We start from the raw sequence: 15,208 nt of genomic DNA on the forward strand, positions 1-15,208 counted from the left end.
GTCGTGCCGTCGCCGGAGCCGGTGGCGATCCTGGAAGCCGCCGCCATCCGCGCTTTGGTCGAGCAGGGGCAGGTCGTGGTTGCGGCCGGGGGCGGCGGGGTGCCGGTGGTGCGCTACGCGTCGGGGTTCGGCGGCATCGACGCAGTCATCGACAAGGACTACGCCGCCCAGGTGCTGGCCAACTCGATCCCGGCGGAAGCCCTGGTGCTCGTTACCGGTGTCGACACGGTGCTGCTGAACTACGGAACGCCGGAGCAGAAGCCGATCCACGAGATGGCGGTCACCGAGGCGGAGGAGCACCTGGAAACCGGCCAGTTCCCCGAGGGCAGCATGGGCCCGAAGGTGCGGGCGGCCATCCGCTTCCTGCGCAGCGGCGGGGAGCAGGCGGTGATCACGTCGCCCGAACTGGTCTACGCCTCGCTCAAGGAGGGGGTAACCGAGCTGGAGGGTCAGACCGGGACCAAGATCGTGCGGGTCAAGCCTCTGATTGCGGGCGTCTGATGGCCCGCCGGGTGAAGGTCTTCAACGACAAGTACGTCGACTCGGTGCTGCAGATGGCGGCCACCCGGGCGATGCTCGAGCTGGACGGGGTGAACTGGGCGGCCGCTGCGATGGCGACGCCCGCGAACGTCGAGACCCTGACGGGCAAGGGATTCGACAAGGCCGACCTCGGCGGGGCTGGGGCCAACGACCTGTTCACGGCGGTCGACGCCGAGAACGACGAAGCAGCCGAGGAGGCGATGAATGAGGGTGAGGGCCGGCTGTTCTCCGCTCCTTCGGGGGGCGGCGGCGAGGCGGCGGAGGCCCGGCAGCCCCGGTCGCTCGAAGAGGCGATCGATCTTCAGGCCGGCACCAACGTCGCCATCGTCTCGGTGCCGGGCGACTATGCGGCCTTCGAAGCGCACAAAGCGCTTTCCGCCGGTCTGCACGTCCTGCTGTTCAGCGACAACGTGTCGGTGGCCGACGAGGTCGAGCTGAAGGAGCGGGCCACCGAGCTGGGCAAGCTGGTGATGGGCCCCGGCGCCGGCACCGCCATGCTGGGCGGCACCGGTCTGGGCTTCGCCAACGTCGTCAAGCCTGGGAGGGTCGGCGTGATTGCCGCCGCGGGGACCGGCGCCCAGGAGGCCATGACGCTTCTTGACCGGTGGGGCGTGGGGGTCTCGCACGTCATCGGGCTGGGGGGCCGGGACCTGAGCGAGGACGTCGACGGCCGGATGGCCAAGCTGGCGGTGGCCGCCATGCGGGAGGACCCGGGCACGGATGCGATCCTGCTCGTCTCCAAGCCCCCGGCGGAGCGGGTGGCCAAGGACGTGGTGAAGCTGGCCGGGGACACCCCGATGGTGGCTTCGATGGTCGGGCTGAAGTCGAAGATGGACCTCCCGGAGGGGGTCACGGTGGTGACCACGCTCGAGGAGGGCGTCGTCCGGACGCTGGAGGGCCTGGGCAAGAAGGCGCCCAACCTGACCGAGGGGCTGGCGGCGGACGTCGAGTCGGCGATCGCCGGGCTGCCGGAGGAACGCACGCTGGTACGGGGTCTGTTTTCCGGCGGCACGCTCTGCTACGAGTCGCTGGTGATCCTGTCGGACATCCTGGGGCCGATCTGGTCCAACACCCCGCTGGACAAGAAGCTGAAGGTGCCGGCGCCCCCGGGCAGCCACGTCTTCCTGGACCTGGGGGAGGAGGAGTACACGAAGGGGCGGCCCCATCCGATGATCGACCCGGAAGCCCGGATCGAGTGGCTGCGGGAGGCGGCGGAGGACGACCGGCTGGCGGCGGTGCTCATCGACGTAGTCCTGGGCTACGGCGCCCACGCCGACCCGGCCGGGCAGCTGGCGCCGGTGTGCGCCGAGATCGTGGGGACGGGCGCCCAGGTGGTGGCGTACGTTCTGGGAACCGACCAGGACCCCCAGGGCTACGACCAGCAGAGGGCGACCCTGCGGGAGGCCGGCTGCACGGTGGCCGCTACCAACGCCCGGGCGTCGCTGGCCGCAGCGGCGATCGCCCTTCGGAAGCCGGAGCTCGTGGGGCAAAATTTTGGGGGATAAGGTCATCACGACCTACTGGGAGGGCGGCTACCGCTGCCGGATCCCGGTGAGGAAGTTCGAGATCATCGCCGACGAGCCGCCCGAAGACGGCGGGACCGACACCGGTCCGGCGCCGACCGACCTGTTCCTGGCGGCCCTCGGCTCCTGTTTCACCATGGCGGTCTACCACGCAGCGAAGAAACGCAGCGTCGAGCTGCCCGACCTGGCGGTGACGACGACCGGTACCTACGAAGGCCTCCGCTTCGCCGAGATCAAGGTCGAGGTCGTCTCCAGCCACCCCCGGGAGGAGCTTCAGAAGTTCGTCGACAAGGCGATCACCTGGTGTTACGTGTCGAACACCTTGAACAGCAACGTGAAGCTTGATTACGTGATCAGCGAAGCGCCAGGATGAGGTAGTCCGACGAGAAGGAGGCACCATGGCGGATTTTGAAGCCGGCGACTGCACCTGCGAGTCGTCCCCATCGTGCAGCGGTTCTTCCAACTGCACCTGCATCTGGTTCGAGAACACCAGAACCTGCATCTGCAGCTGCACCGACGAACCGATAATGCTAAAAGCGAGGGTCGCATCCGATGAGCGGGTAGTCGTTCGAACGAAGGGTATGGACCTGGGCGACCTGGCCCATATCTTCAGCCAGATCTCCGACACGCCGCTGATGGTCCCGGCCGAGAGGGTCAAGGAGAAGATGACTGCTCAGTACCTGGACCCGATTCCGCTCGGCGATCTCCTTCAGGCGTACGGTCTGGTGCCCCGGAACGGATCGCCGGCGGCCTGACTCAGCGCTACTTGCCGGCCGTTTCCCGGGCTAGCTCCAGCAGGCGCGTCTCCGCCTCCCGGTAGCGGGCCTGGCGCTGCCTGGCCTCCTCCTCCAGCTGGTGGGCCTCCACCCGGCAGTTGCCCGCCATCTCCCTGACGATCGGAGGCGCCGCCCCGCCCGGTGAGGTCCGCCCGAAGGCGATCTTCCGTGGGTCCAGCACGTCGTCCAGGTCCCGGTCGGCAAGGCCGAGCGGCCGGCCGATCTCCCGGGTCGCCGCCTCGTCGAGCATCTGGCCGGTCAGGTCGATGCCCCTCAGGCCCTTCTGGGCGGCATCCCTAACCGTCGTGCCGACCACCCGGTATGCGGTGCGGTAGTCCACCTCGCAGGTCTGCATCACGTACTCCGCCAGGTCGGTTGCCTGGGAGAAGCCGCCCACCAGCGACTCCCACATCCGCTCCGGGCGGACCTTCAAGGTCGCCACGACTCCACCCATCAGGCGGGTGACCCGGGCCGCCAGGTCGAGCGACCTGGGGACCTCGCCGTAGGCGAAGATCAGGTTGTCGGTCCGGGCCGAAGGCGTCTTGACCACCGCCAGGAGGCCCGCCAGCCTACCGATCAGGACCCCGGCCGCACCGCGGACGATCGACAGCGCGTACGGATTGCGCTTTTGGGGCATCAGCACGCTGGAGCGGGTGTAAGCCTCGGCCAGGTCGACGAAGTCGAACTCCTGGCTGTCCCAGATCTCGAGGTCCTCGGCGAGCTTGCTGAGGCCGGTCACCAGGCTGGTGGCGGTGGCCAGGAGGTGGACGAGCGTGTCGGTCTGCCACATGGCGTCACGGGTGTGCTCGATGACCCCGTCGAACCCGAGAAGCTCGGCGATCCGGGGGCGGTTGGGGTTCAGCCTGCTGCCGTTCACACACCCGGCGCCGCCGGGACTCTGGTTGACCCAGTCGGCGCCCGGGACCAGGCGGGTGCCGTCCCGGAGGGCCGGGTAGGCGAAGGTCAGGACGTAGTGGCCGAAGGTCGACGGCTGTGCCTGCTGCAGGTAGGTCTGATCCGGCATGACGGTCTCGGCGTGCCTCTCGGCGACGCCGGCGGTCTTCTCGACAAATCCGGCCGCGTCGACCGCCAGACCGGTGACGACGCTGCGCAGCCACAGCCGCAGGGCGACCCGGCCGGCCTCCCGGCGGGGGCGCCCGGCGTGCAGCCAGCCGGCGTCGTCGCCGATCTGCTGGACGAAGTACCTTTCCCGGCAGTTGTATGGGTCGCCGTATAGCGGGTCGTAAGGGAACTCGTCGGCCGGGATCTCCTGGACCTCGAGCAGAAGTTTCAGCAGCCGGGCGGCGGCCTTGGACGGGATGATCCCGGATTCGATGAGAGCCAGGACGTGCGCCATGTCGGCCAGGTTGTAGCCCTCGTGGAGGAACGGGGCGTCGGCCACCTCGATCGCAAAGCCGGCCTCTATCAACTCCGGGGCGGGGCCCTCGGTGGGGTATCCCATTGACACTTCACGCAATGTCGGGCTCCTTACGGTTGTCGGGCCATTCGTCGGTTTCGTCTGCACGCTCCCTGCGGCACCGGGCGACAACTTCGTCCGCCATCTGGGCGCAGAGGCCGGTGTCGGCGGGGCCGAAAAGGGAATCGGCCGCCTCGGTTGTCAGGTGTTCGCCGAGCAGGTCTGCGAGGGACTCTTTGATCGACAGGCCTTTCCGCCTGCCGTCCGCCAGGGCCGTCTGCAGCTCGGCCTGGGCGGTGTGTTTGCCCAGGACGGGGGACAGCAGCGACAGCGCCCGCTCCGAGACCTCCCAGCCGTCCAGGTTGCGGCGCATGGCGGCTTCGTTGACCTCCAGCCCGCCGAGTATCTTCAAGGCGAACTGCAGGGCCGTCCCCGTCAGGAGGCAGACTTCCGGTAACGCCACCCACTCCGCCTTCCACGCCCGGCCGTCGCGTTCGTGCTCGGTGACGGTCCCCTCGAGGATCACGGCTGCCGAGGACCGCGCCAGACGGGCCAGGGTGACCAGGTGCTCCGACAGTTCGGGATTGCGCTTGTGGGGCATCGTGATGCTGCCGACCCCGGCCTCCCCAGCAGGCTCCCGGAGCTCTGCGATCTCGGGGCGCTGAAGCTCGTAGACCTCGTTGCCGATCCGCCCGAGGGTAGACGCCACCAGCGCCAGTAGGTGCGCAAACTCTTGGACGCGGTCCCGCGACGACGTCCAGGAGATCCCCGGGTCGGCCAGCCCCAGCCGCTCGCAGAACCGGCGGCGTAGGTCGATGCCCTGGTCGCCGAAGAAGGCCAGGGAACCGACCCCACCGCCCAACTGTCCTGCCAGGCAGCGGCCCGGGAGTTCCCGGAGCCGGTCCAGGTGCCGGCGCGCCTCGTCGGCCCAGCCGGCCGCCTTGAAGCCGAAGGTGATGGGGGAGCCGATCTGGCCGTGGGTCCGGCCGGCCATGACGGTGTCGCCGTGGGCTTCGGCCAGGTCGAGCAGGGACGCCTCTACCAGCCGCAGGTCCCGCCACACGATCCCCCCTACCCGCTTCATGGTCAGCGCGGTCCAGGTGTCGGTGAGGTCCTGGACGGTGGCCCCGTAGTAGACCCACTCCCGGGCCTCGGCCGGGAGGACCCCTTGCAGCCCCCGGATAAGCCCGAGGGTAGAGTGGCCGGTGGCCCGGGTCTCCCGCACCACCAGGTCCATGTCCAGCAGTTCGACCCGCGCCGAGCCGGCGATCGCCTCAGCAGCCTCCTCCGGGATCAGGCCGAGCTCTGCCTGGGCGCCGGCCAGTTCGGCGAGAATCTCCAGCCAGCTCTGGATGCGGGCGGTTTCGTCGAAGCTCGCCCGCAGCTCGTCGGTTCCCCACAGGTGGCCGTAGAGGGCCGAGTCGGTTATTCGGGAGCCCACGCCGGTTCAATCGCGTCGACCAGCGCCTTCAAGGCGTCGTAGACCTCGGCCAGGGAGGCCCCCCACGGGACGGTGACCGTGGTGCCTGTCAGCTCGAAGCCGGTCTCCAGCAGGCAGCACTTGGTGAGCGTCGGAGGGACCTCCTCCCCGTCCTCCCGCGGGAGTGCGGCCAGCTTGCGGGGACAGAAGTCGATGTTCGGGGGCTCCGACCCGTAGAACCATGAGTGGATCTGACGGGACCGGGCGCAGCCGACCAGCGTCCAGTCCCGTTCCGCCGGCCGCTGGTCGAGGTAGGAAACCATGGCGCCCGCGGGGGCGGCCCCCGAGCCCCGGCACGGGTACAGGTAGTGCTCCGACGGTATCTGGGAGGCCAGGGCGACGAGATCTGTGATCTCCGGCTGCAGTTCGACCGGGGCCAGCCCCTCGGCGGTCGACAGGACCCGCCGCACCTGGTCGAGGAGCTTGGGCGGCGACGGGGGAGAGACGTCCACCACCCGTACGGGGATGGCGGCGGGGTCGAGGATGAAGTTGATGTGCTCGTACAGCCCGTGGACGACCACGCACCGTTTGCCCGGGGCCATCTCTGCGGCCACCCGGGCCAGGTCGGAGGGGACTCCGGTGTCGGCGTCGGGCGCGTGTACCAAGGCGCAGTCGTCGGGAGCCGCCAGGACCTCCACGTTCCGTATTTTCAGGAAAAGCTCGGGGCCGTCGTCCTTGCGTACCCTGAGGAGGGCGGTCTGGTCGCCGTTCCGGGCGACTATGAACTCGGTCGTCCGGTAGGCCTCACGGCCGGTGAAGTGTTCGATCAGGCGTGCGGGCTCCAGCGGGAAGTCCAAGTCGCTCACACTGACTCCCCGGTAGCGACCGGGGGTGAAGTTTGTCATTTGACGAAGGTACCAATCGTGTCTGCCCGCAGCCCAAGGCGGAGGGTCTCCAGCCCCAGAACCTCGGCCGGGATCACGTTACCGAGGTTTACGTCGGGGCCGAATCGCCGGATCAACCAGGCTTGCTGGGAGCGACGGGGGGCCTCGAATATGACCTTGCCGGCGCCTACGGCGGTCACCATGGCCTCGACGACATCCTCCCGGACCTTGCCCTCGGAGGTATAGAGGCCCACCGACCCGGTTTCGCGTCCCTCGCCGAGCACCCAGGAGGCACCGGCCGCGATGTCGCCCGCCGCCTGCTCGGCCCACTCCGAGGCGGATACCGCAGCGGTTGGGTCCTTGGAGCCGACCTCCGAAAAGACCTCGAAATGTTCGGCGGCTTTGGAGATCAGGCGACGCTTTTCGGGCACCGGCATGTCCAGGGCGCCGTTGGAGACCTCGACGCAGGGGAGCCCGATGTCGGCCGCCCACGCCAGGTACTCGTCCTCCTTGCCCTGGGACCAGGCGACCTCGAGAAGCGTCCCGCCCAAACAGGCCCGGATGCCCTGGCCGCCGAGCGCCTCGACTTTCTTTCCGATCACGGGGTCGATGTAACCGGTTCCCCAGCCGAACTTCCAGAAGTCGATGAAGTCACCGGCGCTGTCGATGAAGCCGGCGAGGTCGTCCAGATGCATGCCCTTGTCGAGCACGTGGGTGAAGCCGGTGGACCTCGGTTTTTTCTCCCGGGACGGTAGCTTCAGAAAGTTGGGCACGTTCATCTCCTATAGGAAATGGCAGTACTACTAAAGTTTAAACGGTATCACCGCGACCACCCAACCGCCGGGGGATAACGGCGATTCCTTCGCCCGGCTCGTGCACGATCCGGACCGGCGTCCCGTAGTGCTTGAGGATCAGCTCCTCGGTCAGGACCTCCTTCGGGAGCCCGGCGGCGCAGGTGCGTCCGGAGTCGATCAGCAGCAGGCGGTCGGAGAACTGGCCGGCCAGAGTCAGGTCGTGGATGGCCGAGAGGACGGTAAGCCCCCGTTCTGCCCGGAGTGAGTGAACCAGCTCGAGGATCTGCTGCTGGTATCCGATGTCCATCCCTGTGGTCGGCTCGTCGAGGAGAAGTACCGGGGCCTCCTGCGCCAGGGCACGGGCGACGATCGCCCGCTGCTGCTCCCCGCCGGACAGCGACCCCAGCTTTCGGTTGGTGAACAGCTCCAGGCCTGCCGCCTCCAGCACCGAGGCCGCCACCGCACGGTCGTGCCGGCCTTCGGTCGCAAGGTACGGGATGTAAGGGGTCCGCCCGAGCAGGACGTAGTCCTTGACCGGCATCTCCGGCGGGACCACCGGGTCCTGAGGGACGTAGGCGACCAGCTTCGCCAGGTCCCGCCGGGTGATCGAGCCGGTAGACACGCCGTCGAGCAGAACCTCTCCTGAGTAGGGGAGTAGCCCGGCGACTGCCCCGAGCAGGGTCGTCTTACCGCTGCCGTTCGGGCCGATCACCGACGTCCAGGTCCCCGCTGCGACCTCCAGGTCGATGCCGGCCAGCACCGGGGCGCCTCCCAACTCGACCGACAGACCCCTGAGCTCGATCACCGGCTGCGCACCCCCGAACGAAGGAGGACGGCAAAAAACGGCGCCCCGAAGAACGCGGTGACCACGCCGAGGGGCAGCTCGGCCGGGGAGAGGACGGTCCGGGCCAGCAGGTCGGCCAGGACCAGAAAGGCGGCGCCGAAGACCAGCGAGAGCGGGAGGACCAGGCGGTAGCTGCTGCCGGCCACCAGGCGGACCGAGTGGGGGACGATGATGCCGACGAACCCGATCAACCCCCCGGCGGCGACCGCTGCGGCCGTCCCGAGGGTGGCGGCGGCGATTACCCAGAGCCGCACCCGCCGGGCCGGAACGCCGAGGCTGCCCGCTTCCGAGTCCCCGACGCTCATCACGTCCAGCAGCCGGCGGTGCAGCAGCAGGACCACCGAGCTCACGACGACGTACGGAAGAATCAACCGCACGTCCCTCCACCCCGAGGTGGCCAGGCCGCCGAGGACCCACCGGTAGACGCCCCGGAACGTGTCCTGGTCGCGTTGCTGGACGAAGGTCTGAAGCGCAGTGAGGAACGAGGCTACGGCCACACCGGCAAGGATCAGGGTCACCGCGCCGGAACCGCCCCCCGCCGAGCGGCCCAGGAGGTACGCCAGCCCGACTCCCAGAAGCGCCCCGGCGAAAGCGGCCGGCGGCACCATCCCACCCGTGCCGGGGCCGAGGGCGATGACCAGCGTTGCCCCGAGCGCCGCCCCCGACGCCGCCCCCAACAGGTACGGGTCGGCAAGCGGGTTCCGGAAGACTCCCTGGTAGGCGGCGCCCGAGGCCGCCAGCATTGCTCCGACGAGTGTCGCGAGGAGGACACGGGGCATCCGGAGCTGCCAGAGGATGGCGGCGTCCCGCTCGGAGAGGCGGGTGCCCGTCTCGAGAAGCGGCAGGCGGGCGGCGACGTCCGACAGGATCCTGCCCGGCGATATCGCCACCGGCCCTACTGCCGCCCCCGCAGCGACGGCCGCCAGCAGGCACACGATCGACAGCACAAGCAGGCGACCCGGAAGGACGGTGGCGGCGACCGCAGGCTCACCGGCGACAGCCGGCCGGGGCCGGCGCAGCGCTATCACGGGCGCCCCGGCTCCAGGCTTTCGGCGATGGCCTGAAGAAAGTCGACGGTGCGGGGGCCCCACCGGGAGGCGATGTCGTCGTCCAACGGGAACACGGCGCCTTTCTCGACCGCGTCGATCTGGTCCCACCCGGGCCGGGCCGCCACGGTAGCGGCCGATTGACCACAACAGCGGGCATCCGCCAGGAAGATCAGGTCGGGGTTTGCCTGGACGATGAATTCCCCGGAGAGTTGAACGTAGCCCGTTCCCGCTGCGTCGGCGATGTTCTTCAGTCCCAGCAGCCCGTAGACCTCACCGATGAACGTCTTCGAGGTGGCGGTGTAGTAACCCTCGTCGAGTTCGTGGTAGTAGCTCGACTCCGGCTCCGCAGCCGACTCCGTGATCGCTGCGATCCGTTCCTTCATCGACTCGACCAGCCTCGATGATTCCGCCCTCCGCCCGGTGGCCGTCCCGAGTTGTGCGATCTGGCGGTATGCGTCCTCCAGCCGCTCGGCAGCAGGCTGAAGGAGCGCCGGCGTCCCCAGCGTGTTCAGCGCGTCCCGTAGTTCGCCCGGGTCGCTCGAGTACACGACGAGGTCGGGACGGTAGGAGGCAAGCGCCTCGATGTTGGGCGTGTACCCGGAGAGTTCGGTTCGGGGCGCCTCCACCGGGTAGCTTGACGCCTCGTCCACGGCAACCACCTGGGGACCGGCCCCGATGGCGAACAGGATCTCGGTGGCGGTTGGTGAGAGGGAGACGATTCGCTCAGGGCGCCGGGGCACCCTGACGGGGTTGTTGCCCGCCTCGATCGTCACGGGGAACGATTCGCCGGATTGGGAGGTGGACGGGGGCTCCGAGCAACCTCCTGCGATGAGTGCCAGGGTAACGAGCAGGGTGACCCGCCTGACCTTCGAGGGTGCGCCCAACCGATCCTCCTTCCAGGTGCATCCCACGTGGCGCCCATCCTAGCGACGTTGGAGCGCCTTCGGCGGTTCGATCCCGCCCGAAAGGGTAGGCACCGGAGGTGGACTTCGAAGAGGTTATAGGCAAGGTAGGCCTGGTCGTGGAAACCGCCGGGGTCGCGGTCATGGTGCTCGGGCTGATCGGAGCACTGCTCGTATACCTCGGCAGGATGGCGGGGCGCCGGGACGACCCGGCGGAGCTGTACCGCCGGGCCCGGGTGTCCGTCGGCCGCTCGATCCTGCTCGGCCTGGAGCTGCTGGTTGCCGGGGACATAATCCGGACCGTGGCGGTCACTCCCTCCTTCCGCTCGGTCGGCGTGCTGGCGGCGATTGTGGCCATCCGGACCTTCCTGAGCTTCACGCTGGAGATGGAGATCTCCGGCAGGTGGCCCTGGCAGAAGGAAGAACAGCCGGCGCAGTAGCTCCTCAGGGCAGCCGTTGGAACCACAGCAGGCTGAAGGCCGCGGCTGCAACCAGGAAGACCGCCGCCAGGCCTGCGACCTGGGGGGTCAACTCCTTTCGCTCCTCCCGGAACCCGAGGGACGACCCCATGCCGACGTATACGTCCTCCAGGGACTCGGAGGTGGTGGACTCGAAGTACCTGCCGCCGGTCATTTGGGCGACGGCCTGCAGCTCTTCCGGGTTGAGCCGGATCCTCACCAGTTGCCCGTCCGCCTGTGAGAGCACGCCCGTTTCGGTCCCGACCCCAATGGAGTACACCGGCACCTGGATCTCCGCCGCCGCCTGAGCGGCCTGGACCGGCGGGGCGCCCCGGTTGGTCTCGCCGTCCGACAGAACCAGGATAGTGGCGGGCACGTCGCGCCCGCCCTCCCGCTCGAGCTTGATCTGGTCGACTGCAACGGCGAGGCCGTCGCCCATCGCCGTGCCGCCCGCGACCCGCAGGTTGTCCAGCGCCTCGTCGACCACCGTCTTGTCGGCGGTGAGCGGCGTGACCAGGCTTGCGTAGTCGTTGAACGCCACCAGGCCCACCCGCATCCGCCCGGGCAGCTCGTCGACGAACTCCTGGGCCGCCTGCTTGGCCGCAGTGATCCGGTTGGGGTCGAGGTCCCGTGCCGCCATCGAGCCGCTGACGTCCATGACCAACATGATCGACGCCTGCTCGCGGGGGACCCTGATCCTAGCCACCGGCCTCGCCGCCGCCCCTATGAGCAGGATCAGGGTGATCAGGAACAGGATTGGGGCAACGTGGCGCCGCCAGCCGGGGCGTCTGGGCGCCACCGTCTCGAGTAGCTCGAGGTTGGTGAACCGGACCGCGTACGACTTCCGGCGCTGCTGGAGCACCAGGTACAGGCCCCCGAGCAACGGAACCAGAAAGAGCAGCCACAGGACCCACGGCGTGATGAAGGTCATTTGGAGGCCCAGGAGACGGCGGAGGCCGAGGCGCCTCCCGGACGCCTGCGGGCGAGGAAGGTTGTGAGGTCCGAGAGCCAGTCCCGGTCGGTGGAGACCACCAGGTGGCGGGCCCCGGAAGCGCCGATGTCTTCCTGCCGCTTCTTGATCTGCTTTTCGGCCGCCTCCTTGTACATCTCCATCAGCTCGGGCCGTGAGGTGTCCAGCTCCAGCTGCCGGCCGGTTTCCGGGTCCTGCAGGATCAGCGGGCCGACCGACGGGATGAACGCCTCCCGGGGGTCGCCGACCTCCACGGCAATCACCTCATGCCGGTGCGCCAGGCGGGTGAGCGGCTCCTGCCACGACCCGGCGCCGAGCCAGTCGGAGAGGACCACGACCACGCACGGGCGGCGCACCACCATGTTTGCCTCGTCCAGGGCCAGGTCCAGCCGGCTTCCCCGGCCCTCCTCCGGCTTGATCTGGCTCAACAGCTCCAGCAGCCGGAGGGCGGCCCGGCGGCCCGAAGTGAAGTTCATCGCCGCGAGGCGGGCCTCCCCAAACAGCATCCCGCCGATCCGGTCGCCCCGGCGCAGCATCATCGCCGAGACCCCGGCGACCACCTGCTGCAGGAGCTCCTCCTTGGTCTGGGCCGCAGTGCCGAACCCCATGGAAGCGGACCGGTCGATGAGGAAGAAGGCGCTGGTATCGCGCTCGGTCTCGTAGGTCCGAACGTGCGGCTGCCCGGTCCGTGCGGTGACGTTCCAGTCGATAGCCCGGATGTCGTCGCCCGGAAGGTACTCCCGGATCTCGGCGAGCTCGGTTCCCTGTCCCAGGAACGGGCTGCGGTGGACGCCGGTGTTCAGCCCGCTCAGGCGTTTGATTATCTGCAGCTCCATCTCCCGCAGGATCCGTTCGGCCGACGGCAGCTTCACCCGGGACTGCGCCGCCGGCGCAGCCGGGCCGATTCGGATCCGAGTTCCCAGGCGCCGCAACCGATCGTTTGTTGGCGGCATCGGGCTGCTCAGCCCTCGCCGTTCGCCGGAGGCTCGGTCTTGCCCCGGCCGATGATGGACCAACTCGGGCGGTTGTAGTTGAGCGTCTGCACGCCGGGCACGGGGAGCTTCTCCCGCACCCGGGCCAGGATGTCGTCGACCGAGATGCCTTCGGCCAGCGCGCGGTACGAGGGGACGATCCGGTGCCTCAGCACGTCGGGCGCCAGATGCTCGACGTCGGAGGGCAGCAGGTAGTCGCGGCCCCGGAGGACGGCCAGCGCACGGGCCGCCAGGATCAGGTTGATCGGGGCCCTCGGGCTGGCCCCGTACTGGATGTACGGGTCGATCTCGTCCAGGTTGAAGTCCTTCGGCCGGCGGGTGGCGCTGGCGAGCTTCACCGAGTAGTCCCGCAGGCGCCGGTCGACGTAGACGTTTTTTGCAAGCTCCTGGGCGCCCTTCAGGACCTGGGGGTTGAGCACCTGGCTGGGAGGCGCCGGAGGCTGCATCGCCCGGTCGACCACAGTCAGCTCGTCGTGGTACTCGGGGTAGTCGACGAGAACCTTGAGCATGAACCGGTCGAGCTGCGCCTCCGGGAGGGGATAGGTGCCCTCGGACTCGATCGGGTTCTGCGTTGCCAGGGTCAGGAACGGCTCGGGCACCGGGAACGACGTGCCGCCGATGGTGACCTGCCGCTCCTGCATGACCTCGAGGAGCGCCGACTGCACCTTGGCCGGCGCCCGGTTGATCTCGTCGGCCAAAAGGAAGTTGGCGAACACCGGCCCCAGCTCCACCCGGAACGTGGCGTTCCCGGGCTCCAGCACCCGGGTTCCCACCAGGTCGGCCGGGACCAGGTCCGGGGTGAACTGGATGCGCTTGAAGACCCCGCCGAAGACCTGGGCGATGGTGCGGACGGTGAGCGTCTTGGCCAGGCCGGGAACGCCCTCCAGGAGCACGTGGCCGCGGGCGATCAGCGCCGTGATCACCTTCTCAAGCATCTCGTCCTGCCCGGCGATGACCTTCTTGATCTCGTAGCGGGCCACCTCGAGGACCCGCGCCGCCTCCTCGATGGACGCGGGAGAGGTGTTGAACGCTCCGGGGTGAATCGGGTTGGTGTTCTCGATTTCCGGAGGTCTCCAGCTGTGCGAGCTCATTCGTCTCTCCTGAACGGGTTGCCGGACCGCCTGGGCGCAGCCCGGATGGCCCGGTGGCGGTTCGATCCCGCGTTGCCTCTCCACCGGGATGGTTGCTGCGCCCTTAGAGGGGACCAGCCGGACCTGAGGACTACCTCAGCGCCGTATTAGATAAACCTGAGAAACCACATTTGCATTCCCCACGGCCCTCGTTTTGAAGCGGAGTTGCAGGGGTAGCCCTATCGGGCGCAATCGCGCTCTACACCCCAACCCAAGCAAGGAGTCTCAAATGGCCGATGACGCAATCGTGAGCAACGAAGAGGTAGAGATCGAAACCGAGGACGGCGAGGTTGAAGAGCTGCCCAAGGTCGGGGAGGGCGAGCCCGTCACCACCACCACGGTCGCCGAGGGTTCCCCCGAGGTCGGGGCCTAGGAAACCTCCCAAGCCACAGAACGGCCCCACTCCGAGTGGGGCCGTTTTGTTGGTCACCGCAAACTAGGCCGACCAGGGGTAGGTCTGCTGCTCGCCCTCCCGCTGCGGTTGCTCCGGGTGCAGCGGTGTCAGCGCCCGGGTCTCCTCGAAGTACAAAAAGGCGTCGTAGCGGTCGCCCATAACCGTCGGCACCCAGGTCCCGAAACGTTCGTACCCGGGACTGTAGACGGCCCCGATCGCCCGGTGACCTCGCTTGGACGACAGCCAGGGTCCGCGCCGGCCGGCGGGGAAAACCAGCAGGGCCGGCTTCCCGACGGCCCGGTGGAGGAGGTCCTCGTGCGAGCCGTCCGGCGCCTCGGGGATCGTCTTTCGGCGCAGCGTCTCGCCCCACAAGTCTGCCGCGGCCACGGTGCCGCGGTGGCCGCCGAACCCGACCAGCACCACCCCGTCGCCCGCATGGCGTTCCCTGACCAGCTGCCCCAGGCACCATGCCGGCCGACCGGGCGTACTTGCTCGTGTCCTCTCCGAAGGGCTCGAAGCACCGTACTGCCTGCTTGGCCGTTTCGAGCGCATCAGGATGCTCCGCCTTCAGGTACTCGAGCACGGTGTCCAGCGACTCCCACAGCGAGTAGACGTCCAGCCCATAGAAGCCGGCGGGGCGGCGCGACGCGCGGTTGTGGTTCCTCAGCCGGCCTAAGAACGCAGCGACCTCCTCGTTGGCCCACATCCAGGCCGGCCAGCGCTCGAAGTCGCCCAGCACTTCCCGTGCGGTCCGCCCGTGGTCCGATCGGTGCTTGACCCAGCGGTTCACCCGGTAGCAGTCGGGCCAGTCGCCCTCCACGGCGACGAAGGAGAACCCCTTCTCGGCGATGAGCCGTCTGGTGATATCCGCCCGCCACGAGTAGTACTCCGAGGTTCCGTGGGACGCCTCCCCGAGCAGGACAAACCTGGAACTGCCGATGCTGTCGAGCAGCGGATCCAGGTCTGAGCCCGATGCGAGAGGGCGGGCGAGGGCACGGATCTCCTCCATAGCCTGGTCGCTCACGCCGGACTCCCCAGGGCCTTGCCCATCAGCCTCTCGACCTCCTCGTCGGTGGTCTGCGAGAAGTCCTGGTACCACGACCCGACCGAGAGGA

At 68.7% G+C, this 15,208-nt stretch carries 17 protein-coding genes and 1 pseudogene; 6 read left to right on the forward strand and 12 right to left on the reverse strand.

Translation table 11 applies throughout. The annotated features are described in order from the left end of the window. The 4 genes from VFV09_02545 to VFV09_02560 all read left to right on the forward strand — a co-directional run. On the forward strand, positions 1 to 501 hold a 501-nt coding region (locus VFV09_02545), incomplete at its 5' end, for a carbamate kinase (protein ID HEU4866584.1). Next, entirely contained in the window at positions 501 to 2,045 is a 1,545-nt protein-coding gene (locus VFV09_02550; GenBank protein ID HEU4866585.1) for a protein FdrA, read from the forward strand. The genes VFV09_02545 and VFV09_02550, both read left to right, overlap by 1 nt. Beyond that, the gene (locus VFV09_02555) at positions 2,035 to 2,436 is read left to right on the forward strand and encodes an OsmC family protein (GenBank protein ID HEU4866586.1); all 402 of its coding nucleotides are present in this window, start codon (positions 2,035 to 2,037) and stop codon (positions 2,434 to 2,436) included. Before VFV09_02550 ends, VFV09_02555 begins: the two co-directional genes overlap by 11 nt. A gap of 25 nt (positions 2,437 to 2,461) precedes the next feature. Next, positions 2,462 to 2,818 (forward strand): hypothetical protein, encoded by a 357-nt coding sequence (locus VFV09_02560; protein HEU4866587.1) that lies wholly within the window; start codon positions 2,462 to 2,464, stop codon positions 2,816 to 2,818. 7 nt (positions 2,819 to 2,825) lie between these two features. On the opposite strand, the gene VFV09_02565 is transcribed toward VFV09_02560, so the two are convergent. The 7 genes from VFV09_02565 to VFV09_02595 all read right to left on the reverse strand — a co-directional run bounded on the left by VFV09_02565 (position 2,826) and on the right by VFV09_02595 (position 10,131). Then, complete coding sequence (locus VFV09_02565) at positions 2,826 to 4,307, reverse strand: argininosuccinate lyase (GenBank protein HEU4866588.1); 1,482 nt, start codon at positions 4,305 to 4,307, stop codon at positions 2,826 to 2,828. A gap of 1 nt (position 4,308) precedes the next feature. Next, positions 4,309 to 5,697, reverse strand: coding sequence for an adenylosuccinate lyase family protein (locus VFV09_02570; GenBank protein HEU4866589.1), 1,389 nt, complete (start codon positions 5,695 to 5,697; stop codon positions 4,309 to 4,311). Then, entirely contained in the window at positions 5,682 to 6,542 is an 861-nt protein-coding gene (locus VFV09_02575; protein ID HEU4866590.1) for a hypothetical protein, read from the reverse strand. The genes VFV09_02570 and VFV09_02575 overlap by 16 nt, the downstream gene beginning before the upstream one ends. Positions 6,543 to 6,577: 35 nt before the next feature. Continuing rightward, entirely contained in the window at positions 6,578 to 7,339 is a 762-nt protein-coding gene (locus tag VFV09_02580) for a phosphosulfolactate synthase (protein ID HEU4866591.1), read from the reverse strand. Positions 7,340 to 7,370: 31 nt separating this feature from the next. Next, positions 7,371 to 8,159, reverse strand: a complete 789-nt coding sequence (locus VFV09_02585) for an ABC transporter ATP-binding protein (protein HEU4866592.1) — start codon at positions 8,157 to 8,159, stop codon at positions 7,371 to 7,373. After that, positions 8,156 to 9,151 (reverse strand): iron ABC transporter permease, encoded by a 996-nt coding sequence (locus VFV09_02590; GenBank protein ID HEU4866593.1) that lies wholly within the window; start codon positions 9,149 to 9,151, stop codon positions 8,156 to 8,158. The genes VFV09_02585 and VFV09_02590 overlap by 4 nt, the downstream gene beginning before the upstream one ends. A 71-nt stretch (positions 9,152 to 9,222) precedes the next feature. After that, complete coding sequence (locus VFV09_02595) at positions 9,223 to 10,131, reverse strand: ABC transporter substrate-binding protein (GenBank protein HEU4866594.1); 909 nt, start codon at positions 10,129 to 10,131, stop codon at positions 9,223 to 9,225. Positions 10,132 to 10,229: 98 nt separating this feature from the next. On the opposite strand from VFV09_02595, the gene VFV09_02600 reads away from it, so the two are divergent. Then, a complete protein-coding gene (locus VFV09_02600) occupies positions 10,230 to 10,589 on the forward strand; it encodes a DUF1622 domain-containing protein (GenBank protein ID HEU4866595.1) in 360 nt (119 codons plus the stop codon). A 4-nt stretch (positions 10,590 to 10,593) separates the two neighbouring features. On the opposite strand, the gene VFV09_02605 is transcribed toward VFV09_02600, so the two are convergent. Genes VFV09_02605 through VFV09_02615 form a run of 3 tightly spaced genes read right to left on the reverse strand, consistent with a single transcriptional unit; the run spans position 10,594 to position 13,660 of the window. Then, positions 10,594 to 11,538 (reverse strand): VWA domain-containing protein, encoded by a 945-nt coding sequence (locus tag VFV09_02605; protein HEU4866596.1) that lies wholly within the window; start codon positions 11,536 to 11,538, stop codon positions 10,594 to 10,596. After that, positions 11,535 to 12,530 carry a DUF58 domain-containing protein gene (locus VFV09_02610; protein HEU4866597.1) on the reverse strand — a complete coding sequence of 332 codons (996 nt, stop codon included), beginning with the start codon at positions 12,528 to 12,530 and terminating at the stop codon, positions 11,535 to 11,537. The genes VFV09_02605 and VFV09_02610 overlap by 4 nt, the downstream gene beginning before the upstream one ends. 8 nt (positions 12,531 to 12,538) lie before the next feature. After that, positions 12,539 to 13,660 (reverse strand): MoxR family ATPase, encoded by a 1,122-nt coding sequence (locus tag VFV09_02615; protein ID HEU4866598.1) that lies wholly within the window; start codon positions 13,658 to 13,660, stop codon positions 12,539 to 12,541. A 268-nt stretch (positions 13,661 to 13,928) separates the two neighbouring features. Between VFV09_02615 and VFV09_02620 the strand changes: the two genes are divergently transcribed. Beyond that, positions 13,929 to 14,072 carry a hypothetical protein gene (locus tag VFV09_02620; GenBank protein ID HEU4866599.1) on the forward strand — a complete coding sequence of 48 codons (144 nt, stop codon included), beginning with the start codon at positions 13,929 to 13,931 and terminating at the stop codon, positions 14,070 to 14,072. Positions 14,073 to 14,135: 63 nt separating this feature from the next. Here the strand turns inward: VFV09_02620 and VFV09_02625 are convergent, their stop codons facing one another. After that, positions 14,136 to 14,645, reverse strand: coding sequence for an erythromycin esterase family protein (locus VFV09_02625; GenBank protein ID HEU4866600.1), 510 nt, complete (start codon positions 14,643 to 14,645; stop codon positions 14,136 to 14,138). Further along, positions 14,623 to 15,102, reverse strand: a pseudogene (locus VFV09_02630) (erythromycin esterase family protein). The gene VFV09_02625 and the pseudogene VFV09_02630 overlap by 23 nt, the downstream one beginning before the upstream one ends. Positions 15,103 to 15,208 lie beyond the last annotated feature (106 nt).

This window comes from Actinomycetota bacterium (genome assembly GCA_035759705.1).
In the GTDB taxonomy this organism is placed as follows: Bacteria; Actinomycetota; CADDZG01; order JAHWKV01; family JAHWKV01; genus JAJCYE01.